At 62.6% G+C, this 26,142-nt stretch carries 23 protein-coding genes and 1 tRNA gene; 21 read left to right on the top strand and 3 right to left on the bottom strand.

Going from position 1 to position 26,142, the window contains the following annotated elements:
* The first annotated feature begins 135 nt into the window (after positions 1-135).
* A complete protein-coding gene (rlmD, locus tag ACQ3C8_RS08035) occupies positions 136-1,533 on the top strand; it encodes a 23S rRNA (uracil(1939)-C(5))-methyltransferase RlmD (RefSeq protein ID WP_428853050.1) in 1,398 nt (465 codons plus the stop codon).
* A 120-nt stretch (positions 1,534-1,653) separates the two neighbouring features.
* Here the strand turns inward: rlmD and ACQ3C8_RS08030 are convergent, their stop codons facing one another.
* Positions 1,654-2,364 carry a Bax inhibitor-1/YccA family protein gene (locus tag ACQ3C8_RS08030; RefSeq protein ID WP_009524136.1) on the bottom strand — a complete coding sequence of 237 codons (711 nt, stop codon included), beginning with the start codon at positions 2,362-2,364 and terminating at the stop codon, positions 1,654-1,656.
* 326 nt (positions 2,365-2,690) lie between these two features.
* Here ACQ3C8_RS08030 and ndk point away from each other — a divergent pair, with 326 nt between their 5' ends.
* The 17 genes from ndk to ACQ3C8_RS07945 all read left to right on the top strand — a co-directional run bounded on the left by ndk (position 2,691) and on the right by ACQ3C8_RS07945 (position 20,365).
* Positions 2,691-3,116 (top strand): nucleoside-diphosphate kinase, encoded by a 426-nt coding sequence (gene ndk / locus ACQ3C8_RS08025; protein ID WP_009524137.1) that lies wholly within the window; start codon positions 2,691-2,693, stop codon positions 3,114-3,116.
* A gap of 46 nt (positions 3,117-3,162) precedes the next feature.
* A complete protein-coding gene (gene rlmN, locus ACQ3C8_RS08020; RefSeq protein WP_009524138.1) occupies positions 3,163-4,335 on the top strand; it encodes a 23S rRNA (adenine(2503)-C(2))-methyltransferase RlmN in 1,173 nt (390 codons plus the stop codon).
* Positions 4,332-5,120 carry a type IV pilus biogenesis/stability protein PilW gene (pilW, locus tag ACQ3C8_RS08015; RefSeq protein WP_009524139.1) on the top strand — a complete coding sequence of 263 codons (789 nt, stop codon included), beginning with the start codon at positions 4,332-4,334 and terminating at the stop codon, positions 5,118-5,120. Before rlmN ends, pilW begins: the two co-directional genes overlap by 4 nt.
* Entirely contained in the window at positions 5,113-6,072 is a 960-nt protein-coding gene (locus tag ACQ3C8_RS08010; protein WP_428851210.1) for a helix-turn-helix domain-containing protein, read from the top strand. Before pilW ends, ACQ3C8_RS08010 begins: the two co-directional genes overlap by 8 nt.
* A gap of 50 nt (positions 6,073-6,122) precedes the next feature.
* Positions 6,123-7,427: a flavodoxin-dependent (E)-4-hydroxy-3-methylbut-2-enyl-diphosphate synthase gene (ispG, locus tag ACQ3C8_RS08005; protein ID WP_428853049.1), complete on the top strand. Its 1,305-nt coding sequence runs from the start codon at positions 6,123-6,125 to the stop codon at positions 7,425-7,427.
* A gap of 53 nt (positions 7,428-7,480) precedes the next feature.
* Positions 7,481-8,791 carry a histidine--tRNA ligase gene (gene hisS, locus ACQ3C8_RS08000; protein ID WP_428851209.1) on the top strand — a complete coding sequence of 437 codons (1,311 nt, stop codon included), beginning with the start codon at positions 7,481-7,483 and terminating at the stop codon, positions 8,789-8,791.
* A gap of 78 nt (positions 8,792-8,869) precedes the next feature.
* Positions 8,870-9,505 carry a YfgM family protein gene (locus tag ACQ3C8_RS07995; protein WP_428851208.1) on the top strand — a complete coding sequence of 212 codons (636 nt, stop codon included), beginning with the start codon at positions 8,870-8,872 and terminating at the stop codon, positions 9,503-9,505.
* A gap of 49 nt (positions 9,506-9,554) precedes the next feature.
* On the top strand, positions 9,555-10,709 hold the full coding sequence (bamB, locus tag ACQ3C8_RS07990; protein WP_009524144.1) for an outer membrane protein assembly factor BamB: 1,155 nt from the start codon (positions 9,555-9,557) through the stop codon (positions 10,707-10,709).
* Positions 10,710-10,823: 114 nt separating this feature from the next.
* Positions 10,824-12,167, top strand: coding sequence for a ribosome biogenesis GTPase Der (gene der, locus ACQ3C8_RS07985; RefSeq protein WP_009524145.1), 1,344 nt, complete (start codon positions 10,824-10,826; stop codon positions 12,165-12,167).
* 269 nt (positions 12,168-12,436) lie between these two features.
* The gene (gene hfq / locus ACQ3C8_RS07980) at positions 12,437-12,673 is read left to right on the top strand and encodes an RNA chaperone Hfq (protein ID WP_009524146.1); all 237 of its coding nucleotides are present in this window, start codon (positions 12,437-12,439) and stop codon (positions 12,671-12,673) included.
* A gap of 74 nt (positions 12,674-12,747) precedes the next feature.
* Entirely contained in the window at positions 12,748-13,968 is a 1,221-nt protein-coding gene (hflX, locus tag ACQ3C8_RS07975) for a GTPase HflX (RefSeq protein ID WP_037031005.1), read from the top strand.
* A 39-nt stretch (positions 13,969-14,007) separates the two neighbouring features.
* Positions 14,008-15,387 (top strand): FtsH protease activity modulator HflK, encoded by a 1,380-nt coding sequence (hflK, locus tag ACQ3C8_RS07970; RefSeq protein ID WP_428851207.1) that lies wholly within the window; start codon positions 14,008-14,010, stop codon positions 15,385-15,387.
* A gap of 12 nt (positions 15,388-15,399) precedes the next feature.
* Positions 15,400-16,278 carry a protease modulator HflC gene (gene hflC, locus ACQ3C8_RS07965; protein WP_009524149.1) on the top strand — a complete coding sequence of 293 codons (879 nt, stop codon included), beginning with the start codon at positions 15,400-15,402 and terminating at the stop codon, positions 16,276-16,278.
* 106 nt (positions 16,279-16,384) lie between these two features.
* Complete coding sequence (locus tag ACQ3C8_RS07960) at positions 16,385-17,548, top strand: ATP phosphoribosyltransferase regulatory subunit (RefSeq protein ID WP_428851206.1); 1,164 nt, start codon at positions 16,385-16,387, stop codon at positions 17,546-17,548.
* A gap of 279 nt (positions 17,549-17,827) precedes the next feature.
* On the top strand, positions 17,828-19,168 hold the full coding sequence (locus tag ACQ3C8_RS07955; RefSeq protein ID WP_009524151.1) for an adenylosuccinate synthase: 1,341 nt from the start codon (positions 17,828-17,830) through the stop codon (positions 19,166-19,168).
* A 131-nt stretch (positions 19,169-19,299) separates the two neighbouring features.
* On the top strand, positions 19,300-19,857 hold the full coding sequence (locus tag ACQ3C8_RS07950) for a phosphoribosyltransferase (RefSeq protein WP_009524152.1): 558 nt from the start codon (positions 19,300-19,302) through the stop codon (positions 19,855-19,857).
* 190 nt (positions 19,858-20,047) lie between these two features.
* Positions 20,048-20,365, top strand: coding sequence for a hypothetical protein (locus tag ACQ3C8_RS07945; RefSeq protein WP_428851205.1), 318 nt, complete (start codon positions 20,048-20,050; stop codon positions 20,363-20,365).
* Positions 20,366-20,368: 3 nt separating this feature from the next.
* Here the strand turns inward: ACQ3C8_RS07945 and ACQ3C8_RS07940 are convergent.
* Positions 20,369-20,455: transfer RNA gene (locus ACQ3C8_RS07940), tRNA-Leu, on the bottom strand.
* 69 nt (positions 20,456-20,524) lie between these two features.
* Between ACQ3C8_RS07940 and rnr the strand changes: the two genes are divergently transcribed.
* From rnr to ACQ3C8_RS07925, 3 genes are all read left to right on the top strand, one after another.
* Positions 20,525-23,158 (top strand): ribonuclease R, encoded by a 2,634-nt coding sequence (gene rnr / locus ACQ3C8_RS07935; RefSeq protein WP_428851204.1) that lies wholly within the window; start codon positions 20,525-20,527, stop codon positions 23,156-23,158.
* Positions 23,159-23,323: 165 nt separating this feature from the next.
* Complete coding sequence (gene rlmB, locus ACQ3C8_RS07930) at positions 23,324-24,061, top strand: 23S rRNA (guanosine(2251)-2'-O)-methyltransferase RlmB (protein WP_428851203.1); 738 nt, start codon at positions 23,324-23,326, stop codon at positions 24,059-24,061.
* 162 nt (positions 24,062-24,223) lie between these two features.
* The gene (locus ACQ3C8_RS07925) at positions 24,224-24,958 is read left to right on the top strand and encodes an SIR2 family NAD-dependent protein deacylase (RefSeq protein ID WP_428851202.1); all 735 of its coding nucleotides are present in this window, start codon (positions 24,224-24,226) and stop codon (positions 24,956-24,958) included.
* Between the two features lie 182 nt (positions 24,959-25,140).
* Here the strand turns inward: ACQ3C8_RS07925 and tal are convergent, their stop codons facing one another.
* A complete protein-coding gene (tal, locus tag ACQ3C8_RS07920) occupies positions 25,141-26,097 on the bottom strand; it encodes a transaldolase (protein ID WP_009524156.1) in 957 nt (318 codons plus the stop codon).
* Between the last annotated feature and the right edge of the window lie 45 nt (positions 26,098-26,142).

The raw sequence follows: 26,142 nt of genomic DNA, 5'->3' as shown, positions 1-26,142 counted from the left end.
CGCTGCGCCTTCCCACGCTCTCATCGAGGCGCATCGCCATGTGACATCGTTGTCGCGGCGTCACAACCCATATTCTGATAGTGCTGTATGTTCAAATTTATTGATTCACCCGAGGCGGCCGACCCCGTAGCTGCCTTGCCAGTGGCACCTTCCCCTGATTTGCCCGATGGACAGATGGATATCGAGTCGTGCGATATCGAGGGACGTGGCGTCGGGCGGCTGGCCAATCCGGACGGCACGCCGGGCAAGGTCGTATTCGTCGAGGGCGCGCTGCCGGGCGAGCGGGTGCGCTACCGTACCTACCGCAGCAAAAGGCGCTTTGAATTGGCCGAACTGGAGGAGGTCGTCCGCCCGACGACCATCCGCGTTACGCCCAAATGCGAATTCTTCGGTACCTGCGGCGGTTGTTCGATGCAACACGCGGATGCCGTGGCGCAGGTTGCCTTCAAGCAGCGGGTGCTCGAAGACAATCTCGTGCATCTGTCACGCCTGCGCCCGGACCGCATCATGCGGCCGATCGCAGGCCCGAGCTGGGGCTACCGCTACCGCGCCCGGCTGTCGGTACGCTACGTGCCCGGCAAGGGCGGCGTGCTGATCGGCTTCCACCAGAAAAAGAGTAGCTACATCGTCAACATGACGCAGTGCGAGATCCTGCCGCCGCATGTCTCCGCGCTGCTGATGCCGCTGCGCAAGCTGATTGAAAACCTGTCGGTACGCGAGCGGATGCCACAAATCGAACTGGCGGTCGGGGAAGAAGTGACTGCGCTGGTGCTGCGCATCCTGCAGCCACTCACATCAACGGACGAGGACGTGCTGCGCGCGTTTGCCGATACGCACGGCATCCAGTTCTGGTTGCAGCCCGACGGGCCGGCGAGCGCGCGTCCGTTCCACCCGCTGGGGCCGGCGCTCACGTACACACTGCCGGAATTCGGTATCGTCATGCCGTTCCGTCCTACCGACTTCACGCAGGTCAACCACCAGATCAATCGTGTACTGGTGAGCAAGGCGCTGCGCCTGCTGCAGATCGAATCCTCGGACCGGCTGCTAGACCTGTTTTGCGGCATCGGCAATTTCACGTTGCCGATGGCGCGGCGTGGGGCTTTCGTCATGGGGATCGAGGGCAGCGAGGCCCTGACCACGCGGGCCATGGACAACGCGCGTCACAACGGACTGGCGGAGAAGACGCAATTTGCTTCGCGGAATCTGTTCGACATCACCCCGGAGACGGTCGAGGCACTGGGTGCGTTCGATAAGTGGCTGATCGATCCGCCGCGGGAGGGGGCGGTAGAGGTCGTCACAGCCTTGGCGGCCCTGCATCAGCGCGGCAGCAACGTGTTGCCGGAGCGGATCGTCTATGTGTCCTGTAATCCGGCCACGCTGGCACGCGATGCGTCGCTGTTGGTGCACGAGGCGGGGTATGCGTTGCAGCAGACCGGCGTGGTCAACATGTTCCCGCACACCTCGCATGTCGAATCCATTGCTGTCTTCGAGCGTATCCGGGAAGGGAGCGGTAGCAAGCCGGCTGGGGCATGAGCAGGGCGGAGCCGCCTGCACGAAGCTGGAGAGACTGATTGCCTCAAAGCGGTTTTCCGTTCCAGCACCCAAACAAAAAGCCGGCTTCAGCCGGCTTTTTGTTGATCTGCTGCAGGAGGGTTATTCGCGGTTGCCGCCGAATACGCCCAGCAAGGCCAGCAGGTTGGTGAAGATATTGTACACGTTCAGGTAGATGGCGAGCGTGGCCGTGATGTAGTTGGTTTCGCCGCCATTCACGATGCGCTGCACGTCATACAGGATGAATGCCGAGAAAATGCCGATCGCCAGCACCGAGATCGTCAGCATCAGCGCCGGCAGCTGCAGCCAGATGTTGGCGACGGCCGCCACGATGATCAGCAGCACACCCATCATCAGCCATTTGCCCAGGCCCGAGAAATCACGCTTGGTTGTGGTGGCAATCGATGCCATGACGGTGAGGATTGCCGCGGTGCCGCCAAATGCCGTCATGATCAGCGTACCGCCGTTCGTGAAACTGCCCAGCGTGTAGCCGATCAGGCGCGACAGCATCAGGCCCATGAAGAACGTAAAGCCCAACAGGAGCACCACGCCCATGCTGCTATTCTTGAATTTCTCGATGGCGAAGAAGAACCCGAAGGCGACCGCCATGAAGACAATGAAGCCAATGAACGGGCTACCCGTGAAGAACGAGAACCCCATCTGTACGCCTAGCCAGGCGCCCAGCACGGTCGGCACCATGGAAATGGCGAGCAGCCAGTAGGTGTTGCGCAACACGCGGTTGCGGACTTCCCCAACGCTGGTGCTCGTGGAACCAGCATGGCCGAAACCATAGGGATTCACTTTGTTGTCCATCAGTCGACTCCTGTTGTGCACCGCCGGGCGGCGCGATTACCCCGAATGTGGCGCCGGATTGGTGATGTTGCAAGACCTGTACCGGTTTTTTTGAGACGTATCCGCCTCATTCCAACGCCGTGCGCGTCATGATGCCATAAACGCATGGCTGCAGATTAGAACGGAATGACATGTCGCAGTTCAGTTTTTTTCAGTGCGGTTCGGCATGCCGCAAAAGTGCGGGCAAAACCGGCCCAAAGCGCGGTCTGACGCTGATTTGTTGCGGCGTTCATGCTAGAATCACGAGCTTGATTTAAACCTAACCCATTCATTTTTTGGAGTTTTTTATGGCTATCGAACGTACCCTGTCGATCATTAAGCCGGACGCAGTGGCAAAGAACGTGATCGGCCAGATCTACAGCCGTTTCGAAAGCGCCGGTCTGAAGGTGATCGCCGCCAAGATGGTTCACCTGTCGCGCGGCGAAGCCGAACAGTTCTATGCTGTGCACAAGGAGCGTCCGTTCTTCAAGGATCTGGTCGACTTCATGGTTTCCGGCCCGGTGATGATCCAGGCGCTGGAAGGCGAGAACGCCATCGCCAAGAACCGCGAACTGATGGGCGCCACCGATCCGAAGAAGGCCGAGAAAGGCACGATCCGCGCTGATTTCGCCGACAGCATCGACGCCAACGCCGTGCACGGCTCGGACGCCGCTGAAACCGCTGCCGTGGAAGTTGCTTTCTTCTTCCCCGGAATGAACGTTTACAGCCGCTGATCGTCCATTTCCTAACGGAAAAACGCTCACTGAAGTGCCCACGGACATGTCTTCTCTCGTCAACCTGCTCGACTTCGATGCGGACGGTCTGGCTGCGTATTGCGGCCAGCTCGGGGAGAAGCCGTTCCGGGCGCGTCAGCTGCAGCGCTGGATCCACCAGTCCGGTGCCGATAACTTCGATGGCATGACCGATCTGGCCCGCTCGCTGCGCGAGAAGCTGGCGACGCGTGCCGAAATCCGGACGCCGCAGGCGATCACCGACCATATCTCATCCGACGGCACACGCAAGTGGCTGATCGATGTCGGCGGTGGCAATGCGGTCGAGACGGTCTATATTCCCGAGGAAACGCGCGGCACGCTGTGCGTGTCCTCGCAAGCCGGCTGCGCGGTGAATTGCCGCTTCTGCTCCACGGGCAAGCAGGGCTTCAGCCGTAACCTGACGGCCGGCGAGATCATCGGCCAGCTGTGGATGGCCGAGTTTGCCATGCGTGCCCGGCTCGGGCGCGGGCCGAAGGATCCGCGCGTGATCACCAATGTGGTCATGATGGGCATGGGCGAGCCGCTGCTCAATTACGAGCCGGTCGTCACGGCCATGCGGCTGATGCTTGACGACAATGCCTATGGGCTGTCGCGGCGCCGCGTGACGTTGTCCACTTCCGGCGTGGTGCCAATGATCGACCGCCTGGCGCGCGACCTGCCGGTAGCGCTCGCGGTCTCGCTGCACGCCTCGAACGATGCACTACGCGACGTGCTGGTGCCGCTCAACAAGAAGTATCCGCTGGCCGAGCTGATGGCCGCCTGCCGGCGCTATCTTGCCTTTGCGCCGCGCGATTTCATCACTTTCGAATACTGCATGCTCGATGGCGTGAACGACTCCATCGCACATGCGCGCGAGCTGGTGGCACTCGTGGCCGATGTGCCATGCAAGTTCAACCTGATTCCGTTCAATCCGTTCCCCGAGTCCGGGCTGAAGCGCTCGAACAATGAGCAGATCCGCCGCTTCGGGCAGGTGCTGATCGATGCCGGCATCGTGACCACCATCCGCAAGACACGCGGGGACGATATCGACGCGGCCTGCGGTCAGTTGGCTGGCGACGTCAAGGATCGCACGCGCCTCGCGGAGCGCGGCAAGTTCGGTCCGATCACGCCGATCGTGCCTGTGGCCGCAGCTGTGGCAGACACGGACGGACAACCATCACACGAGGTGCGGCCCGCATGAATCGTGCAGGGGTAATGGCTTTCCTGGCAGCAGCGCTGCTGTCCGCATGTGGTGCCACCGGGCCGCAAACCACGGCACAAGGTCAGGATTCCCTGTCACCGCAAACCGATGTCGCGCGCCGCGCCGCCATCCGCCTGCAGCTGGCGGCGACGTATCTCGAGGCGAGCCAGTTCTCGGTGGCGCTCGACGAAGTCAACAAGGCGTTGGCGCTCGATTCCTCGTTGCCCGACGCATACCACATCCGCGCGCTGGCCTACATGAACCTGCGCGAGCCGCAGCTGGCCGAGGACAATTTCCGGCGCGCCCTGTCCGCCAAGCCCACTGATGGCGACCTGCTGAGTAACTACGGCTGGTTCCTGTGCGGGACCAACCGCTACCAGGAAGCGGTGGCGATGCTGGACAAGGCGATCGGTTCGCCGTCGGCTGGCGGGGTCACCAAGCCGATGATCAATCTGGGCTTGTGCCATCTGCGCAATGGCGATGTCGCCAATGCCGAGCGCGCCTTGCTGCGTGCACATTATCTGGATGAACGCAATCCGGTCGCCAATACCAATCTGGCGGCCCTGTATTACAAGCGAGGCGATGCCGGTACGGCTCGCCCATTCATCATGCGGGTCAATCAGGATCCTCGTTTTGCGAATGCCGAATCGCTCTGGCTGGGCGCGCGCATCGCACATCGCCTGGACGATCGACGCCTGCAGGATGCTTTGACGGAACAATTGCGCCGCAGCTTCCCGGATTCGCGGGAGCTGGCGGCTTTCGAGCGAGGGGCATGGGATGAGTGAACAGGGGCCGGACAAGGCAGGACTGACAGGCGAAACAGCCGGCACAGTATCCTCCGCGTCTGCGCAGGCCGGATCGGCGGCGGATATCGCTAAGACCATCGGTGCGATGTTGCAGGAAGCGCGCCTCGCGCAGCAACTGCCGCTGGACGAGATCAGTGTGCGCCTCAAGGTTCCCGTGGCACGACTGGCCCTGGTGGAAAAAGGCGATCTCGATGGCCTGCTTGACGTAACGTTCGCGCAAGGCCTCATGCGCGCCTATGGGCGCGTCCTCGATGTCGATCTGGGCGATTTGCCGGCACGGCTGAAAAGCCCGACTGCGCAGGCCACACTCGGACTGCGTCCGGAAACAGGACTTGGCCAGAAATTCAGCGGCCGCAGTTCCATGGATCGTCCGGCATTCCGGCTGCGCTGGCTGTGGATTGCCCTGGCGTTGATCGCTGTGTGCGCCGTGCTGCTGTTCAGTCTCGATCGCATGCGCGGCTGGCTTGCCGGACAGAGCGATGTGCTCGATACCGTCGCCGTGACGGCCACGCCAGTGCCTGAAGCTGCACCCCCTGGAGCGAATGGAGCGAATGAGCAGGGCACCGTCGCGACGCTGCTTCCTGCGGCGGCTCTGCAGCAGGGCGCATCCGCACCGGTCGCGGCATCCGCATCCGATGCCAGCGCGGTGCCGGTCGCCGCGGCAACGCCGACGACAGCTGTGACAGCGGCCGGTGATATTGTCATGCAGTTTTCCGAACCCGTATGGTACGAAGTGCGTGACCATGGCGGCAAGGTCATTGCCTCCGGTACCGCGCGTGCCGGCGAAGAACAGGTATTGTCCGGTACAGCGCCGTACAGCTTCGTATTCGGCAATGCACGTGGCGTGGCAGCCTTGAAGGTGGGAGGCCAGTCTGTCGACATCAGCCAGTTTGCCCGCAACAACGTCGCGCGCATGAAATTGCCGCAGTAAGCATTGCAGAGTTGTACCGCACGCACCACCAGATAACGATCGAGTCGATGATGAAGCAGGACACCTCCCGCCCGAACCAGTGCCAGCCGACCTTGCCAGGTCCGCTGCCACGCCGCCGTTCGCGCATGGCCGAGGTGCGTTGGGGAGAGCGGCTGGTCACGATCGGCGGCGATGCACCGGTGCGTGTGCAGTCGATGACCAACACCGATACGGTTGACGTGATTGGCACGGCGATCCAGGTGAAGGACCTGGCGCGTGCCGGCTCCGAACTCGTGCGCCTGACCGTGAATACGCCCGAGGCAGCGGCGGCGGTGCCCGCAATCCGTGAGCAGCTTGACCGCATGGGCATCGACGTACCGCTGGTCGGCGATTTTCACTACAACGGTCATACGTTGCTGAAGGATTTTCCGGCCTGTGCACAGGCGCTGTCCAAATACCGCATCAATCCGGGCAACGTGGGCAAGGGCGCCAAGCGTGATCTGCAATTCAGCCAGATGATCGAGATCGCCTGCCGCTACGACAAGCCGGTGCGTATTGGTGTCAATTGGGGTAGCCTCGACCAGGACCTGCTGGCGCGTGTGATGGACGAGAATGCCGCGCGTGCCACGCCGTGGCCGGCACAAAGCGTGATGATCGAGGCATTGATCACTTCGGCCATCGAGTCGGCGCGCCGCGCTGAAGACATAGGCTTGCCGGGCGGACAGATCATCCTGTCATGCAAGGTTTCGTCCGTGCAAGACCTGATCGCGGTCTACCGTGAACTGGCCCAGCGCTGCGACTATGCGCTCCATCTCGGCCTGACCGAAGCCGGCATGGGCAGCAAAGGCATCGTGGCGTCGACCGCTGCGCTCTCCGTGCTGCTGCAGGAAGGCATCGGCGATACCATCCGGATCTCGCTGACGCCGGAACCCGGGGCGCCGCGCGAAAACGAGGTGATTGTCGGGCAGGAGATCCTGCAGACCATGGGCCTGCGCAACTTCACGCCCATGGTCATTGCCTGTCCCGGCTGCGGACGGACCACCAGCACGGTGTTCCAGGAGCTGGCGGCGAGTATCCAGAGTTATCTGCGCCAGCAGATGCCGCAATGGAAAACACTGTATCCCGGTGTCGAGGAAATGGATGTGGCCGTGATGGGCTGCATTGTCAACGGCCCCGGTGAAAGCAAGCACGCGAATATCGGCATCTCGCTGCCGGGTTCGGGCGAGTCGCCGGCCGCTCCCGTGTTTGTCGATGGCGTCAAGGTCAAGACCTTGCGCGGTGAACGTATCGCCGAGGAATTCCAGGCGATCGTCGATGACTATGTGAAACGCCGCTACGGGCAGCATGATGCAGCCGGCAGCGATGCTGCGGCGTAGCCGGCCCGCGTAGACGTTTCGCTCAACTGAATAATCAATAGAACCTGCAAATCATGACAGAGCCAGTCCAGGCGCGTGCGCAAAAGCTTTCCGGCGTCAAAGGCATGAACGACATGCTGCCCGCCGATGCACCGCTGTGGGAACACTTCGAAAGCGCCGTGCGTAGCATGCTGCGGGCGTACGGTTACCAGCAGATCCGCACCCCGATCGTCGAGCATACCCAGCTGTTCGTGCGAGGCATCGGCGAAGTGACCGACATCGTTGAAAAAGAGATGTATTCCTTTACCGATGCGCTCAATGGCGAACACCTGACGCTGCGCCCTGAAGGAACCGCAGCGGCAGTCCGTGCCACTATCGAACACAACTTGCTGTACGACGGCCCCAAGCGGCTGTGGTATACCGGCCCGATGTTCCGGCACGAGCGCCCGCAGCGCGGCCGCTACCGCCAGTTCCATCAGGTTGGCGCCGAAGCGCTCGGATTCGCGGGTCCGGACATCGATGCCGAAATCATCATGATGTGCCAGCGCCTCTGGGACGACCTGGGCCTCGTCGGCGTGCAGCTCCAGCTCAACTCGCTGGGCCAGTCGGAAGAACGTGCTGCGCACCGGCGTGACCTGATCGCCTATCTGGAAAAATTCCAGGACATTCTCGATGAGGATGGCAAGCGCCGCCTGTATTCGAATCCGCTGCGTGTGCTCGATACCAAGAATCCGGCCTTGCAGGAGATGGCGGCTGGCGCGCCGAAGTTGATCGACTATCTCGGCTCGGAATCGCTGCGCCATTTCGAGCGCGTGCAGGAATTGCTCAAGGCCAACAATATTCCGTTCACCATCAATCCCCGCCTGGTGCGCGGCCTCGATTACTACAACCTTACGGTGTTCGAGTGGGTGACCGACAAACTTGGCGCACAGGGCACCATTGCCGGTGGCGGCCGCTATGATCCGCTGGTCGAGATGATTGGCGGCAAGCCGGCGCCGGCCTGTGGCTGGGCCATGGGCGTGGAGCGCATCATCGAACTGATGCGCGAAGAAAACCTGGTGCCGGATGCGCCCGGGTGCGATGTCTACGTCGTGCACCAGGGCGAAGAAGCGCAGCGCGAGGCCATGCTGGCCGGCGAGCGGCTGCGTGACGCCGGCCTCGACGTCATCCTGCATTGCACTGCAGATGGCACGAGCGGCAGTTTCAAGTCACAGATGAAGCGCGCCGATGCCAGTGGCGCGGCCTATGCGGTTATCATTGGCGGCGATGAAATCGCGGCTGGCGTCGTCCAGGTGAAGGACCTGCGGGCTGCCACGCAAGCGACGGTGCCGATGCCTGCCTTGGTCGACCATATCATCGACGCAATGGTCGGCGCCGACGAATAAATTCCGCAGCGTGGGGGGCTGGCCGGCGACGAAGCCGGCGGCATACGGAAGTCTGATTGATCAAACTAGCACGGTAATATGGCCTACGATCTCGAAGAACAGGAAAAGCTGGATAGCGTCAAGGCATGGTGGCAGAAGAACGGTGGCTGGATCACCTCCGTGCTGCTCGTGGTCATGCTGGCACTGGCCGGCTGGAATGGCTGGAACTGGTGGCAGCGCAAGCAGGCCACCGACGCTGCACTGCTGTATGAGCAGGTGCAGAAAGCAGTCGAGGCACGCGATGCCGAGCGCATCAAGCGATCCGCCGCCGACATGCAGGAAAAGTATGGCAAGACCGCCTATGGCGAAATGACCGCCTTGCTGGCGGCCCGCGCGCTGTATGACGCCGGTGACCTGGCGACGGCAAAAAGCCATCTGAAGTGGGCCGCGGAACATGCCAAGCGTGAGGAGTACCGAGTGCTGGCGCGCGTGCGCCTGGCCGGTGTGCTGCTCGATGAGAAAGCCTATGACGAAGGGCTGGCCCTGCTGCAAGACAAACCTCCGGCGGCCTTTGCCGGCGTGGTGGCCGACCGCCGCGGCGATCTGTACGCGGCGCAGGGCAAGGCCGCGGAGGCCCGTACCGCCTACCGTGAGGCCCTCGAAGCCGCCGGCAAGGACCAGGGAACGGCCCGCCAGCTGATCCAGTTCAAGCTGGATGCCCTGGGCGACGCCTGATAGTGTGGCGATGCCTGACGTACAGTTCAATCCTGATAGGGAACGATTCATGAAGCGAGCTTTTGCGGTGCCGGCAATGCGTGTGACCCTTTCCGCCGTGATGGTGGCGGCGGCTGTTTCAGGGTGTTCGCTGTGGAGCAAGAACGACAAGCGCCAGCCGGCCGAGTTGAAGCCGATCGACGCGACGCTGGCGGTTCGCCAGGTGTGGAGCGCGAGTGTGGGCAAGATGGGTCGCTTCACGCTCCAGCCCGCCGTCGTGGGTAACGCGGTGTACGCATCGTCCGCCAGCGGCAACGTGGCCGCATTCGATGCGGCGAGCGGCAAGGCGATCTGGCAGGCCAAGACGGACGTGGACCTGACCTCGGGTCCTGGTAGCGACGGCAAGGTCACAGCCGTGGCTGGTGAGAAGGGCCTCGTTTTCGCGTTCGATGCGTCCGGTAAGCAGATCTGGAAGGCCTCAGTGAATGGCGAGGTGCTGTCGTCCCCGCTGGTGGGGCACGGCCTCGTGGTCGTGCGCACGACCGATACCCGCATCATCGGGCTCGATGCCGCCAGCGGCGAGCGCCGCTGGATCAACCAGCGCACCCAGTCGGCCCTGAACCTGCGTTCTCCGATGGGTATGGTGTTCGCCGGTGAGGGGATCGTCACCGGCTTCCCGGGTGGCAAGCTGGGCTACCTCGGCCTGAACAACGGCTCGCTGCGCTGGGAAACGACGGTATCGTATCCGAAGGGCGTGTCGGAGATCGAGCGCTTGAACGATGTGACCGGCATGCCGGTGGTGAGCGGCCAGGAAGTCTGTGCCGTGGCCTTTCAGGGGCGGGTCGGCTGTTTTGACCTGGCGACCGGCGCACCGCGCTGGACCCGTGATTTCTCGTCCCCGACAGGGGTGAGCGCGGAAGCTGGCATGCTGTTCGCAAGCACCGAGCAGTCCGTCATGACTGGTATGAGCCAGGCCGATGGCAAGGAAGCATGGAAGAACGATGCGCTGCTGTGGCGTCGCCTGGGAGCGCCGCTGGCCATTGGTAATGTGGTCATCGCCGGCGACTACCAGGGACAGGTGCATTTCTTTGCCCGCCAGGATGGCAAATTCGTGGCGCGGATGAAGACCGATGGCAGTGCCATCGCCTCGGCCCCCGTGGTGAGCGGCCAGTCCGTGGTGGTCCAGACCAAGGACGGCAACCTGTACGCGTTCGTACCCAACTGACATTCCGCCATATGTCCGCCGTCTGCCTGGCCGAGGCCGGGTAAGATGGCGACATCAACGATTTATAAGGAACAATGGGGGCGGTGACCAAGCCGCCCCCATTGCCGTTTTTGCATGAAACCAGTTATCGCACTCGTCGGTCGGCCGAACGTTGGCAAATCGACCCTGTTCAATCGCTTGACCCGCTCGCGGGACGCGCTCGTGGCCGACCTGCCCGGGCTGACCCGCGATCGCCATTATGGCGAGGGCCGGATCGGTGAGCGTCCGTTCATTGTGATCGACACCGGCGGTTTCGAGCCGGTCGCCAAGGACGGCATCATGGCCGAGATGGCCAAGCAGACGCGCCAGGCCGTGGTGGAAGCCGATACGGTGGTGTTCATCGTGGACGGGCGGCTCGGGCTCGCCCCGCAGGACCGCGTGATCGCCGACTACCTGCGCAAGACGGGGCGGCAGGTCATGCTGGTCGTGAACAAGGCCGAGGGCATGAAATATTCCTCGGTCACGGCGGATTTCTACGAACTCGGCCTGGGCGATCCACTCGTGATTTCCGCTGCACATGGCGATGGTGTTGCCGAACTTGTCGACGAAGCCATCGATCTGGCCATCCAGCAGAAACCCGAACTGGCGGAAGAGCCGGACGACGGCACGCAGGGTATCAAGATCGCCATCGTGGGCCGCCCCAACGTTGGCAAGTCGACCCTTGTCAATGCACTCATCGGCGAAGACCGCGTGATTGCCTTCGACATGCCCGGTACCACGCGTGACGCCATCTACGTGCCATTCGAGCGCGGCGGCAAGCCGTATACGCTGATCGATACGGCCGGCCTGCGCAAGCGCGGCAAGGTATTCGAGGCCATCGAGAAGTTTTCCGTGGTCAAGACGCTGCAGTCGATTGCCGACGCCAATGTCGTCGTCCTGCTGCTCGATGCCCGCCAGGATGTCTCGGAGCAGGATGCGCACATTGCAGGCTTCATTGTCGAATCCGGACGGGCACTGGTGGTCGGCGTCAACAAGTGGGATGGCCTGGATGGCCATACCCGTGACCGGATCAAGGCCGACATGGAGCGCAAGCTCAAATTTTTGAGCTTTGCCAATTTTCATTTCATTTCCGCCGTCGAGCGGACCGGCATCGGCCCCCTGATGAAGTCGATTGATGCGGCTTACGCGGCCGCCATGGTCAAGCTGTCCACGCCGCGCCTCACGCGCGTCATGATGGAGGCCGTGGAGTTCCAACAGCCGCGCCGCGCCGGGGTCAGCCGCCCCAAGCTGCGCTATGCGCACCAGGGCGGCTCCAATCCACCCATCATCATCATTCACGGCAACGCGCTGTCGGCGATCCCCGATACCTACAAGCGCTACCTGGAAGGACGGTTCCGTGCGGCCTTCCAACTCAAGGGCACGCCGTTGAGAATTGAATTTCGTACGAACAAAAACCCGTATTCCGACTCGAAGGACTAGGACTGCAGCACAGCGTGGTTTCGTCAGGCGAAAACAGCGGTACAGCCGAGGTTTTTGTTTGCGTTCGCCTGCGACTGAGGCTAAATTGCCACAACGGGGCAATTTTTGGCGAGCGGCTGTGTGTCCCGTCGGCGTGGCAATTTTTTCGGGCGTATTTGCGCTGCCACGCTTGAGAAGGGGGTATCAGCCCCCACAAAGGGAGTGCGAGCTCCCACAAGAGGGCGGAAGTCCTCGACCATCAACATTACATATAGAAAATGGAGTATGCCATGAGCAACAAAGGGCAATTGCTACAAGACCCGTTCCTGAACGCGCTGCGCAAGGAGCACGTTCCGGTGTCCATCTATCTCGTGAATGGCATCAAGCTGCAGGGCAATATCGAATCGTTCGACCAGTATGTTGTGCTGCTGCGCAATACGGTCACCCAGATGGTCTACAAGCACGCCATTTCTACCGTGGTTCCCGCCCGTGCGGTGAGCTTCCGTGTGGATGAGGCAGACAGCTGATCATCCAGTCCGGTGTGCCCCGCTGACGCGGGCACACCGCCGCCATTTCCGACCCTTCCGGACCCCATTCCCGATTGCAATCCCAATCCACCTCCCAGACGGAGCCTATCCGCGCCATTCTTGTCGGCGTCGATTTCGGCAAGCACGATTTCCAGGAAAGCCTGAATGAGCTTGCATTGCTGGCGACCACGGCGGGTTCGCTGCCCGTGTATACGCTGACCGGCAAGCGCCAGCGGCCCGATCCCGCGCTGTATATCGGCAGCGGCAAGGCTGAGGAGCTGCGTACCGCAGCGGATGCCTACGACGCCGAGATCATTATTTTCAATCATGCGTTGAGTCCTGCCCAGCAGCGGAATCTGGAGCGCTTCACCGGCCGCTACGTGCTCGACCGTACCGGGCTGATTCTCGATATTTTCGGCCAGCGCGCCCAGAGCCATGTGGGCAAGGTGCAGGTCGAGCTCGCCCAGGTGCAGTACCGTGCTTCGCGTCTGGTACGCGCCTGGAGCCACCTGGAGCGGCAGAAGGGCGGTATCGGCATGCGCGGCGGCCCTGGCGAGCGGCAGATCGAACTGGATCGCCGGATGCTCGACGAGCGCGCCAAGCGCCTGAAATCCGACCTGACCCGCCTGCAACGCCAGCACGATACGCAGCGCCGTGCGCGTACCCGCAATGAGGCTTTCAATGTCTCCCTGGTGGGCTATACCAACGCCGGCAAGTCGACGCTGTTCAACAGCCTGACCAAGGCGCGCGCCTATGCCGCTGACCAGCTGTTCGCGACACTCGATACGACGTCCCGCCGCCTGTATCTGGAGGGGCTGGGCAATGTCGTGCTGTCGGATACGGTCGGCTTTATCCGCGATCTGCCCACCCAGCTCGTCGCCGCGTTCCGTGCCACCCTGGAGGAAACGGTACATGCCGATCTCCTGCTGCACGTCGTCGATGGATCGAGTCCCGTGCGGCACGAGCAGATCCAGCAGGTCAACCGCGTACTGGAGGAAATCGATGCGCTCGGCATCCCCCAGATCGTGGTGATCAACAAGATTGATGCAGCGCCCGAGTTGCTGGTCCAGGGGCCGCATCTTGAGCGCGATGAAACCGGTTTTCCCGCGCGCGTGTTCGTCAGCGCGCGCGAGGGGCTGGGGCTGGAACTGTTGCGCGATGCCATTGTCAAGGCTGCTACGCGCTTGAGGGAGGAGGCTGCGGCCGGCCGGCCGCCAGCTGAGCCCGATCCGCGATTTATGCAGCAATCTCCGCTTTCCAACCACGCAATCCCCGCTATTCCCGGCGAGGACTGATAGAATCGACCCGTTTCACACTCCGGACACGCGCTTTTCATGCCCCAGTTTCTACGGAACATCCCCAGTTTGTCTGCCCGGCGCCCTCGTGCACCCCGCACCAATCGCTTGTGGACCGGACTGCGCGCGATCCTGTCGCTGAACGATCCCCGCTGGGGGCGTGGCGACAATCGCAGTGACAATGACGCGCAAGACGACAACGAACCGCTGCGCCAGAACCAGCGCCCCGGCAACAATGGCGGGCCGCCGGATCTCGACGAGCTCTGGAAGGATTTCAACCGCCGCCTGAATGGCCTGATCGGTCGCAAGGACAATAACGGCGGCGGTAATAATAATGACAGCGGGAACGACCGCGGACCTTCGGGCTTCCGCCCGAGCGGACGCGGGACCGGCCTGGGTGCGGGTGCGCTGCTGATCGGTGCGGGCGCCGTCTGGCTGGCCAGCGGCTTCTTCATGGTGCAGGAAGGGCAGACCGGCGTGGTGCTGGAGTTTGGCCGCTTCAAGTACTCCACGGGTGCCGGTATCAACTGGCGCATGCCGTGGCCGATCCAGAGCCATGAGGTGGTCAACCTGTCGGCCGTGCGGACCATCGAAGTGGGTTCGAGCACGCTGATCAAGGCCACCAACCAGAAAGACTCCTCGATGCTGACGCAGGACGAGAATATCGTCGATGTACGGTTTACCGTGCAGTACAACATCGAGAACGCCACCGATTTCCTGTTCTTCAACAAGACGGACCGGAACGGCGATCAGGAGCTAGTGGCGCAAGCCGCGGAAACGTCGGTGCGCGAGATCGTCGGCAAGAACACGATGAACTCGGTGCTGTACGAGGGACGCGACCAGGTAGGTATCGACCTGGCGCAATCGATCCAGCGGATTCTCGCCAGCTACAAGAGCGGCATTCGCATTCTCAGTGTCAACGTGCAGAGCGTGCAGCCGCCCGAGCAGGTACAGGCAGCCTTTGCCGACGTGACCAAGGCTGGCCAGGATCGCGAGCGTGCCATCAGCGAAGGGCAGGCCTATGCCAACGACATCATCCCGCGTGCACGCGGTACCGCTGCGCGGTTGCTGCAGGAAGCCGAGGGCTACAAGTCGCGCATCGTCTCGCAAGCCGAGGGCGATGCCGCACGCTTCCGCGCCGTGCAGGCCGAATACGCCAAGGCGCCGCAGGTCACGCGCGACCGGATTTATCTGGAAACCATGCAACAGGTCTACAGCAATACCACCAAGGTGCTGGTGGATTCCCGGCAGGGCAACAACCTCCTGTACCTCCCGCTCGACAAGCTGATTGCGCAGTCGCAGGGCGAGGGCCGTGCGGCCACGCCGGCGGCACCGAGCGAACCCGCGGCCGAACCGCCGGCCCAGTCTGATCCACGGTCACGCGAAGCGCTGCGTAACCGCGATCGTGAAACACGTTAAGGAGGGCGCGACATGAATCGTCTGGTGTCTCTTGTCGTCGGCCTCTTCATTGCCCTGGCCGTGTTGTCGTCTGTCGTGTTCGTGGTGGATCAGCGTCAGTACGCCGTGGTGTTCGCCTTTGGTGAGATCAAGCAGGTGGTGCGCGAGCCCGGCCTGCATTTCAAGCTGCCGCCGCCGTTCCAGAACGTGATGTTCATGGATCGCCGCCTGCAGACCATCGATGTCTCGGGTGCCGACCGTTTCATTACGGCGGAAAAGAAGAACCTGCTGGTCGACTGGTTCGTCAAATGGCGCATCGTCGAACCGCAAACCTTCTATGTCAGCTTCAAGGGCGACATGCGGACCAGCCAGGAAAGCATGACGCAGAAAATCAACTCCATTGCTCGCGATGAGTTTGCCAAGCGTACCGTGTCCGATGTGGTGGCCGGCGAGCGCGAGGAAGTCATGAAGAAGATCCGCGATGGCATGCGCGACTACGCCAAGTCCATCGGTGTCGAGATCATCGACGTACGCCTCAAGCGTGTGGACCTGCTGGCGGAAATCAGTGAGTCCGTGTATCGCCGAATGGAGGCGGAGCGCAAGCGCGTCGCCAACGAACTGCGTTCCACTGGCGCAGCTGAAGGTGAAAAGATCCGTGCCGACGCCGACCGCCAGCGTGAGGTCATTCTGGCCGAAGCCTACCGCGATGCGCAGAAACTCAAGGGCGAGGGCGATAGTCGGGCAACTGCCATCTACGGCGAGTCGTTCGGCCGCGATCCGCAGTTCGCGCAGTTCTGGCGCAGCATGGAAGCCTATCGCGGTAGCTTCCGCGACAAGAAAGACTTGATCGTGGTCGATCCGTCCTCGGAGTTCTTCAAGAACATGAGAAGCCCGGGCACCGGCGGCCGCTGATCCTGCCCAGTGAGGGAGCGGCGGCAACGCCGCTTTCTGCTTCCGCTTTCCGTTTTACTCTGCTCCCGCTCGATGGCGGGAGCTTTTGATTTGATCTGGTTTCGACATGCCTACCAATTGGCTCCTTCCCGAAAACATTGCTGACGTCCTGCCGTCGGAGGCGCGCAAGATCGAAGAGTTGCGCCGGCGCATGCTCGACCTTTTTCGCACCTATGGCTACGAGCTGGTCATGCCACCGATGCTTGAGTACCTCGAATCCCTGCTGACGGGGACGGGGCACGACCTCGACCTGCGCACATTCAAGCTGGTCGACCAGTTGTCCGGCCGCACCATGGGCCTGCGTGCCGACATCACGCCGCAGGTTGCGCGCATCGATGCGCATCTGCTCAACCGTGCCGGCGTGACGCGGCTGTGCTATGCCGGCAATGTGCTGCATACCCGTCCGGCCGGCTTTCGTGCGACGCGCGAGCTGATCCAGGTTGGCACCGAGATCTACGGCCATGCCGGGCTCGAAGCGGATCTGGAAATCCAGGAGCTGATGCTGGCCGCGCTGGCCGCAGCAGGCATCGATAATGTGCGCCTGGACCTGTGCCACGCTGGTGTGCTCGAAGCCCTGATGGAGCAGGCCACCAGCCTGCGGGGGGCTGAAGAGGCGGTGTTTGCCGCGCTCGAATCCAAGGATCTGCCCGAGCTGCGCGACTTGACCGCCGCGCTCGATGCGCCGCTGCGCGAGGCATTCCTGGCCTTGCCGACGCTGTATGGCGACGTTTCCGTGATCGCCCGCGCGCGTCAGGCCTTGCCGGCCAACCCCGCGATCCAGCGTGCCCTTGATGACCTGGAAGCGCTGGCGCGCCAGCTTCAGGGCACCGAGATCAATGTCGATCTGGCCGACCTGCGTGGCTATCACTATCACAGCGGTGTGATGTTCGCCGCCTATGTACCGGGCCTGCCCAACGCCGTGGCGCGCGGCGGGCGGTACGACAAGGTGGGCGAGGCCTTTGGCCGCGCACGGCCGGCGACGGGTTTTTCGCTCGACCTGCGTGAAGTGGCCGCCATTTCGCCGGTTGAGGTGCGCGCCCACGCGATCCGCGCACCGTGGGAAACCGATCCAACCCTGCGCGATGCGATCGCCGCCTTGCGGGCCAAGGGGGAAATCGTGATCCAGGCACTGCCTGGTCATCCGGGCGACCAGGATGAGTTCGCTTGCGATCGCCAACTGGTACGGGTCAATGGCGTATGGCAGGTCGAGCCCTGCTCGCAGGGTGCCTGACCCACGCAACACAGTTTTTTTCGTATTTCTTGTATTCGCTAGCGCGCCTAGACGCGTCACTGTCCTGCACCTGTTACCGCGCCTGTCGTTCCTCCGGTCGCCGTGGCTGATACTTGCTTTCGGCCACGTTATCCCTTGGTCTGCAACGGGGTGGCCGGCAACCGGATGCCCCTTGACCGACAATCGGCTGGCGCCGTCCCGGACACGCTCCGGACGGATCCGGTCGAATTTCGCCTGTAACAGGGTAGAATACGTTTTTAACCCAGCCGTGAATTGAACATGTCCGCACAAGCAGTTAGCCAAGGGCGCAACGTCGTCGTGATCGGCACCCAGTGGGGTGACGAAGGAAAAGGTAAGATCGTCGACTGGCTTACCGACCACGCACAGGGCGTCGTGCGTTTCCAGGGCGGTCACAACGCCGGGCATACGCTGATCATTGGTGGCAAGAAGACCATCCTGCGCCTGATTCCCTCGGGCATCATGCGCGCCGGCGTGGCCTGCTACATCGGCAATGGCGTGGTCCTGTCCCCGGAAGCGCTGTTCAAGGAAATCGACGAGCTCGAGGCGGCTGGCGTGGAAGTCTGCAATCGCCTGCGCATCTCTGAAGCTACCACGCTGATCCTGCCGTACCACGTCGCCATCGACAAGGCGCGCGAAGTGCGCCGCGGTGCCGACAAGATCGGTACGACCGGACGCGGCATCGGCCCGGCCTACGAAGACAAGGTGGCGCGCCGCGCGCTGCGCGTGCAGGATCTCTTCTTCCCCGAACAGTTCGCCGAGCGCCTGCGCGAGAACCTTGACCTGCACAACTTCATGCTGACGGGCTATCTCGGTGCGGAACCCATCGATTTCCAGGAAACGCTCGATCACATGCTGTCGTACGCCGAACGCCTGCGTCCGATGGTGACCGATGTCTCGGCCGAACTGTTTGCCATCAACGCCGCCGGCAAGAACCTGATGTTCGAAGGCGCGCAGGGCACGCTGCTGGACATCGACCACGGCACGTATCCGTTCGTCACCTCGAGCAACTGCGTTGCCGGCAATGCGGCTGCGGGTGCGGGCGTGGGGCCGGGCAAGCTGCACTACATCCTCGGCATCACCAAGGCATACTGCACGCGCGTGGGTTCCGGTCCGTTCCCGAGCGAGCTGTACGACCACGACAACCCCAAGCGCCAGGATCCCATCGGTGTGCAGCTGGCCAATGTCGGCAAGGAATTCGGCTCAGTCACCGGCCGTCCGCGCCGTACCGGCTGGCTCGATGCGGCAGCGCTCAAGCGCTCGATCCAGATCAATGGCGTGTCCGGCCTGTGCATGACCAAGCTTGATGTGCTTGATGGCCTCAAGACGCTCAAGTTGTGCGTGGGCTACAAGCTCGATGGCAAGGTGGTGGATGTTCTCCCGCGCGGCTCAGAAGCCGTGGCGCGTTGCGAGCCGATCTACGAGGAATTCCCCGGCTGGAATGCCTCGACCTTCGGCATCAAGTCGTGGGACGCGTTGCCGGAAGCTGCGCGCAATTATCTGAAGCGTGTCGAGGAAGTGGCCGGCATTCCGATCGCCATGATTTCGACCGGTCCGGACCGCGACGAAACCATTCTGCTGCAGCATCCCTACACCTGCTGATATTTCTATCCAGTACGGCTCACGGGAACAGGCATGCCGCATGCGGACGCATCCGCAACGGCATGCCGGCGTTTCTGCCGCAGCTGAATTGCCGACTGCAGACCGCTGCATACCCGGTAAGGAGGACCACGATGGTTGATCCCCGTAACGATGATGCCAACCTGTGGGTGTCCTGGGAGACATATCACCGTTTGATCGAACGGCTCGCATTGGTAGTGTACGAGTCCGGCTGGCAGTTCGATCAGATTCTCTGCCTGGCGCGCGGTGGCTTGCGCGTCGGCGACCAGCTTGCACGCATTTTCGATGTGCCGCTTGCCATTCTCGCAACCAGTAGTTATCGCGCCGCAGCCGGCACGGTGCAGGGTCGGCTCGATATCGGTCAGCACATCACCATGGCCGATGGCCGGCCAGCTGGCCGGATCCTGCTGGTGGACGACCTGGTCGATTCCGGACTGACGCTCGAGCGGGTTGGTCAGCATCTGGCCGAAAGCTGCCCCGAGGTGACCGAGATTCGTACTGCGGTGCTGTGGGCCAAGGCGTGCTCACGCGTCACGCCCGATTTCCATGTCGAATTTCTGCCGACCAACCCGTGGATTCACCAGCCGTTCGAAACCTACGACACTTTGCGTCCGCATCGCCTTGCAGCCTGGTTGCATCGCGGGCAAGCGGATCCGGATGCGACCGAATGAGTCGGGTGCGGAGTCCTCATAGGCATGCGGCCCGGTCAGCGGGTTGGAACGTTGGTTTACCGGCCGGCGGCAAGGTGCGACGGCTGAGTGGCGAGGTGGCGTGAAAGGCGGGCGGGAAGGCGATTTTCTGCGGCGTTACGGTTGCGCGTTGCCCGGCCGTTCGGTAACCTGAGGAGCATATGCCACGCACTTGCTTGCCATTGAATCCACCGCTGGATTTTCCACTGGAGAATCTGCAACCGATTTCACCGCTGCTTCCATCGCCGTGTTTGCGCGGCGGGCTTGCCAGTCACGTGCTGCCGCTTGCCATATGTGGATCATGCAGAGTATCGGCAGCAGTCTGCTTGCGGCATGGCCGACCAGGTCATGTGGGGTGTGTCAGGCAGGGAAGGTGGTCGCGAAGGTTGCCGCCTATGAAGTACAACGTGTGCACGCCGCAAGCGGGCACGCAGCAAGAACCGACAATCCAAAAGAAAAGCGGCGCAACCGTGAAGTTGCGCCGCTTTGATCTTGGTGCCCAGGAGAGGACTCGAACCTCCACAGTGTTGCCACCGCTAGGACCTGAACCTAGTGCGTCTACCAATTCCGCCACCTGGGCTAGGTGTGAAACCTGAAGCCGTGATTATAGCGAATCCGGAATACTTGTCAAACGTTTAGAAGAAAAAAATTGAGTCAAAACACATATCCCATTCCGAGCCGTGAAGAAATCCTCGGAGTCCTCCGTACCTCGGGCACGCCGCTGGCCGCGAACGATATCGCCAAGGCGCTGGCCGTGACCCGCAAGGAGCACGATGGATTTCTCAAGCGCCTCGGCGCGATGGAGCGGGATGGCCAGATCGAGTTGAACCGCAAGGGTCTGTTCGAACTGACGCATCAACCGAATTTCATCGAAGGCCGTGTCCAGGGACACCGGGACGGCTTTGGCTTTGTGATCCGCGAAGACGGCGAGGGCGATATCTTCCTCTCCGAGCGCGAGATGCAGAAAGTCATGCACAACGACCGTGTGCAAGTGCGGGTGACCGGCCTGGACAGGCGCGGTCGTTCCGAGGGCCAGATCGTTGAGGTGGTTGCACGTGCCAACAAGATCGTCATTGGCCGCCTGCTCAACGAGAATGGCGTGCTGGTGGTTGCACCCGAAGACAAGCGCATCAGCCAGGACATCCTTATCCCGCCGAAGTCGCAGGGCAAGGCCAAGGTCGGGCAGATTGTCAGCGTCGAAATCATCGAGTATCCGGACCGCTATGTGCAGCCGGTCGGCCGCGTGGTCGAAGTGCTCGGTGAGATTGACGACCCTGGCATGGAGATCGAAATCGCCGTACGCAAGTACGGGGTGCCGCATCTGTTCAGCCCCGCTGCGTTGGAGGAAGCCGATGCCTTGCCCAACGAGGTACGCGAGGCCGATCTGAAACAGCGCATCGACCTGCGCGACGTGCCGCTGGTCACCATCGACGGCGAGGACTCGCGGGATTTCGACGATGCGGTCTATTGCGAGCCAGTGAAGATCGGCCGCACCAAGGCATATCGCTTGATCGTGGCGATTGCCGATGTCTCGCATTATGTGCAGACCGGGAGCGCGCTCGACCGCGATGCGCTGGACCGGGCCACGTCCGTCTACTTCCCGCGGCGCGTGATTCCAATGCTGCCGGAAAAGCTCTCCAATGGACTGTGCTCGCTCAACCCCGGCGTCGACCGCCTGTGCATGGTGTGCGATGCCGTCGTCACCGCCAAGGGCGAGATCAAGGCCTACCAGTTCTACCCGGCAGTGATGCACTCCGCCGCCCGGCTCACCTATAACGAGGTGTGGGCCGTGCTGTCGAACACCAAGGGGCCGGAAGCCGCGCGGCTGGAAGCACTGGTGCCCCATCTACAGAACCTCTACGAGCTGTTCCAGGTGCTGCTCAAGGCGCGGCATGGACGTGGCGCGATCGACTTCGATACCACCGAAACCTATATCGTCTGCAATGCGCAAGGCAAGATCGAGCAGATCCTGCCACGCACGCGCAACGATGCGCATCGGCTGATCGAAGAGTGCATGCTGACCGCCAACGTATGCGCGGCGGATCTGCTGATGCGCCACAAGCAGCCGGCGCTGTACCGCATCCACGCCGGACCGACCGAGGAAAAGCTCGAGAACCTGCGCGCCTTCCTCAAGACTGTCGGCCTCACGCTGGGTGGCGGCAACACGCCGCAGGCTGCCGACTACGCCGAACTGATGAACCGCATCAAGCCGCGGCCAGATGCCGAACTGCTGCAGACCATGATGCTGCGCTCGATGCAGCAGGCGGTCTACAGCCCGGACAATATCGGTCACTTCGGTTTGTCCTACGAGGCCTACGCGCACTTCACCAGCCCGATCCGCCGCTATCCCGACCTGCTGATCCACCGTGCCATCAAGGCGGCGCTGCACGGCAAAAAGTATGTGCCGGTATTCAATGCCGATGTCACGCTCAACACGGCCATTTCGCCAAAGGCGCGCAAGCTGCATGCCGCCAACGAGGCGGCAGCACGGTCCGCCGGCCGCATGCCCGCCAAGAAGCAGGAAGGCATCTGGGAAGAACTCGGTCTGCATTGCTCGGCCAACGAGCGCCGCGCCGACGAGGCTTCGCGTGATGTCGAGTCTTGGCTCAAGTGCTACTTCATGCGCGACAAGCTCGGCAACGAATACGCCGGCACGGTCAGCGCGGTGACCTCGTTTGGCATCTTTGTGCAGCTCGATGAACTGTATGTCGAAGGACTGGTGCACGTGACCGAGCTGGGCACCGATTATTTCCAGTACGACGAAGCGCGCAACGAACTGCGCGGCGAACGTACCGGTATCCGCTTCCGCTTGACCGACCGGGTGCGCGTACAACTGCTGCGCGTCGATCTCGATGCGCGCAAGATGGATTTCCGCCTGGTGCCCGAAGTCTCGCTGCGCCCCACCGGCAAGGGCAGCGGAGCGGCTGCCCCCGCGGCCGCCAAGCCGGTGCGTGAAACGCAGGAAGCTACCGCCGCTCCCGCGTCCGCCTCGCGCAAGAAGCCACGCCAGTTGGCGGCGCTGTTGGGCGGTCGGCCGCAGCATGATGCCGAACCGGAGGCCGCATCCGGTATGCCGGCAAAGGGTGCGCACTATGCAGATAGCCGACCGGCGAAGGGCGGCGCCAAAGGGAGTGCCAAGAGCAGCGCCAAACAGGCTACCGCAAAGGGCGCGAAGAGCGCGGGATCGGCGGGTGCGACGAAAGCCAAGTCGGCGACAAAGCCTCGCAGTCCCGGCAAGGCGGCACGTGGTAACGCCGGACGTGGGGCACGCAAGGGACGTTGAGCGTGATATACCGCCTGCTACCGATGGGCAGGCGATCCGGGTCCGCGGGCCATAGCCAGGCAGATGCATTGGCGCACCGGTATACGTCCTGTGCGGACTCCGGGGCCAACGTTTCCGGCACACAATTGCGAGCAAGGCCGCCAGGCCCGCGAGGTACAATACGGCATGTCGAAATCCAAACTTCTCGTCGGCTTTCATGCCGTGACCGCGAGGCTGCGTCAGGACGCCGCCTCGATTTCCGAAATCTATGTCGAAGCCAGCCGCAAGGACCGGCGCATGCAGGACTTCATCAAGGCGGTGGAAGCCGCCGGCGTGCGTCTGATTCCGGCCGATGTGGCGCGCCTCAACGGCCTGTGCGGCACTGACCGCCATCAGGGCGTGGTCGCCAAGGCCGAACATGTATCGCTGGCCCGTACGCTCGATGAACTGCTGGACGCCATTGAGGGCCCGCCGCTGCTGCTGGTGCTCGATGGTGTCACCGACCCGCATAACCTTGGCGCCTGCCTGCGCGTGGCCGATGGCGCTGGCGCGCATGCCGTGATCGCGCCCAAGGACCGCAGTGTCGGCATCAATGCCACGGTTGCCAAGGTCGCCAGCGGCGCGGCGGAAACCGTTCCCTACATTACCGTCACCAACCTGGCGCGCACGCTGCGCGAGTTACAGGAGCGCGGCGTCTGGGTGATCGGCACAGCTGATGAAGCAGACAAGTCGATCTACCAGGCCGACCTGAAAGGCCCGATGGCGCTCGTCATGGGCGCGGAAGGCGAGGGCATGCGCCGCCTCACGCGCGATACCTGCGATGCGCTGGTGCGCATTCCCATGGCCGGTGGCGTCGAAAGCCTGAATGTCTCGGTGGCCAGCGGCGTCTGCCTCTACGAGGCGGTGCGCCAGCGCAGCGCCTGAGTTTTCGGGCGTCCCGCCGGTCGTGCCGGTCGGTGAGGCGTGGATGATTACTGATTCCCGGCCATAAACGACCGGCCACGACGCCTACCTCGCGCGTTTTCCGTTCCACTGGCGTCGTGCTGTTTTGCTGTTCCTTTCCACCTCCCCATCCTGCCGATCCTGATGGATGCCTCCACCGAATCACTCGCCCGCCAATGGCTCCGTGCCGCGCGGCATACCCTCATTCTCACGGGGGCGGGCGTCTCGGCAGAGTCAGGGGTGCCAACCTTTCGCGACGCCTTGACCGGCCTGTGGGCCCGCTTCGATCCTGAAGACCTGGCCACCGAGGCCGCATATCGCGAGCATCCGGGGCTCGTATGGGACTGGTATGAAATGCGGCGCGGCATGGTGCGCGCCGTGGCCCCCAATCCCGCTCACCTGGCCATCGCACGATGGGCGGCGGCTCATCCTGGCACGGTGACACTGGTCACGCAAAACGTCGATGGCCTGCATCAACAGGCGGGCAGCGAGCATGTGATTGAACTGCATGGCAACCTGTTCCGCAACAGTTGGCTCCACGGTTGCGGCCGATGCGATGCGCACCGTACGGATACCACGCATCCTCCGTCGTGCACGGCCTGCGGCGCTCTGCTGCGGCCGGCGGTGGTGTGGTTCGGAGAAGACCTGCCGCGCGTGGCGCTGTATCGCGCCCAACATGCGGCCGAGATCGCAGACGTGTGCCTCGTGGTCGGCACATCAGGGCTAGTCTATCCCGCGGCTGGTTTGCCGGGGCAGGCCAAGGCTGCGGGCGCCAAGGTCATCGTCGTGAATCCGCAACCAAGCGCGCTCGATGCGACGGCTGATGCCGTCCTGCAGATGTCGGCCGGGGACTGCCTGCCGCGCTTGCTGGCGATGTAATCCCGCTGTGCCTCGGTGCGGGCAGCGTCTCGTGACCGCGACGGTCACCGCCGGGATGGTGCGTGGAGCCTGGGTTTAGATCCGCTGCTGGCGCTTGCTGCGGGAGAGCGTGGTGGTCCACGGTCGCGGAGTGCCCGATGACCCTGTCGGGCTCTCCGCGACGCTGCTTCCTCCTGCTTTGGTCAGGCAGTGCGCAGCGTTCCAATCAGTGTTTCCAGCTTGATCGCATCAGCGGCGAACAGGCGGATACCTTCAGCCAGTTTCTCGGTTGCCATCGCATCTTCGTTCAGTTGCCAGCGGAAAGCCGGTTCGTTGGTGTCGAGCCGCACGACATTGGCCGCATCGCCCGTGGCTTGCGACAGCTTGCGCTCCAGCGGGGCGTCGCTGGCATGCAGCGCCTGCAGTAGTTCCGGACTGATGGTCAGCAGGTCGCAGCCGGCCAGCTCGCAGATCTGCGAGGTATTGCGGAAGCTTGCGCCCATCACCTCGGTGTTGTAGCCGAACTTCTTGTAGTAGGTGTAGATCGTGCGCACCGACTGCACGCCCGGATCGTTGGCGCCGCCGTTCTTGGCCTCATCCCACGCGCTGCCGGCGTGCTTCTTGTACCAGTCGTAGATGCGGCCGACGAACGGCGAGATCAGCTGCACGCCGGCTTCGGCGCAGGCCACGGCCTGCACCAGCGAGAACAGCAGCGTCATATTGCAGCGGATGCCATCTTTCTGCAGTACCTCGGCGGCGCGGATGCCTTCCCACGTGGAGGCGATCTTGATCAGGATACGTTCGCGCGGTACGCCGCAGCGTTCGTACAGGTCGATCAGGTGGCGGGCCTTGGCGATCGTCGCGTCGGTATCGAAGGACAGGCGGGCATCGACTTCGGTCGAGACGCGCCCAGGCACGATTTTGAGAATTTCCTGGCCAAAAGCGATCAGCAGCGCATCGACCACGGCATCGACTGAGCCGTCGCGCTGATCGCGCACGGCCTGTTCCAGCAGTGGACGGTACTCGTCCTTCTGCACGGCCTTGAAGATCAGCGAGGGATTGGTGGTGGCGTCGCGCGGCGTGTATTGCCGCATGGTCTGGAAGTCGCCTGTATCGGCGACTACGGTGGTGAATTGCTTCAGTTGCTCGAGCTGGTTCATGGCATTCCAGAGAGGTAGGCACGAAGGGATAGGTCCCATTGTACT

The organism is Imbroritus primus (genome assembly GCF_964332355.1).
Lineage (GTDB): Bacteria > Pseudomonadota > Gammaproteobacteria > Burkholderiales > Burkholderiaceae > Imbroritus > Imbroritus primus.
This window is presented reverse-complemented; position numbering and strand designations above follow the sequence as displayed.

Coding starts and splice junctions, on each gene's coding strand:
- ACQ3C8_RS08030 (WP_009524136.1), bottom strand. CDS start 2,364: ATGGACAACAAAGTGAATCCCTATGGTTTCGGCCATGCTGGTTCCACG.
- ndk (WP_009524137.1), top strand. CDS start 2,691: ATGGCTATCGAACGTACCCTGTCGATCATTAAGCCGGACGCAGTGGCA.
- rlmN (WP_009524138.1), top strand. CDS start 3,163: ATGTCTTCTCTCGTCAACCTGCTCGACTTCGATGCGGACGGTCTGGCT.
- pilW (WP_009524139.1), top strand. CDS start 4,332: ATGAATCGTGCAGGGGTAATGGCTTTCCTGGCAGCAGCGCTGCTGTCC.
- ACQ3C8_RS08010 (WP_428851210.1), top strand. CDS start 5,113: ATGAGTGAACAGGGGCCGGACAAGGCAGGACTGACAGGCGAAACAGCC.
- ispG (WP_428853049.1), top strand. CDS start 6,123: ATGAAGCAGGACACCTCCCGCCCGAACCAGTGCCAGCCGACCTTGCCA.
- hisS (WP_428851209.1), top strand. CDS start 7,481: ATGACAGAGCCAGTCCAGGCGCGTGCGCAAAAGCTTTCCGGCGTCAAA.
- ACQ3C8_RS07995 (WP_428851208.1), top strand. CDS start 8,870: ATGGCCTACGATCTCGAAGAACAGGAAAAGCTGGATAGCGTCAAGGCA.
- bamB (WP_009524144.1), top strand. CDS start 9,555: ATGAAGCGAGCTTTTGCGGTGCCGGCAATGCGTGTGACCCTTTCCGCC.
- der (WP_009524145.1), top strand. CDS start 10,824: ATGAAACCAGTTATCGCACTCGTCGGTCGGCCGAACGTTGGCAAATCG.
- hfq (WP_009524146.1), top strand. CDS start 12,437: ATGAGCAACAAAGGGCAATTGCTACAAGACCCGTTCCTGAACGCGCTG.
- hflK (WP_428851207.1), top strand. CDS start 14,008: ATGCCCCAGTTTCTACGGAACATCCCCAGTTTGTCTGCCCGGCGCCCT.
- hflC (WP_009524149.1), top strand. CDS start 15,400: ATGAATCGTCTGGTGTCTCTTGTCGTCGGCCTCTTCATTGCCCTGGCC.
- ACQ3C8_RS07960 (WP_428851206.1), top strand. CDS start 16,385: ATGCCTACCAATTGGCTCCTTCCCGAAAACATTGCTGACGTCCTGCCG.
- ACQ3C8_RS07955 (WP_009524151.1), top strand. CDS start 17,828: ATGTCCGCACAAGCAGTTAGCCAAGGGCGCAACGTCGTCGTGATCGGC.
- ACQ3C8_RS07950 (WP_009524152.1), top strand. CDS start 19,300: ATGGTTGATCCCCGTAACGATGATGCCAACCTGTGGGTGTCCTGGGAG.
- rlmB (WP_428851203.1), top strand. CDS start 23,324: ATGTCGAAATCCAAACTTCTCGTCGGCTTTCATGCCGTGACCGCGAGG.
- ACQ3C8_RS07925 (WP_428851202.1), top strand. CDS start 24,224: ATGGATGCCTCCACCGAATCACTCGCCCGCCAATGGCTCCGTGCCGCG.
- tal (WP_009524156.1), bottom strand. CDS start 26,097: ATGAACCAGCTCGAGCAACTGAAGCAATTCACCACCGTAGTCGCCGAT.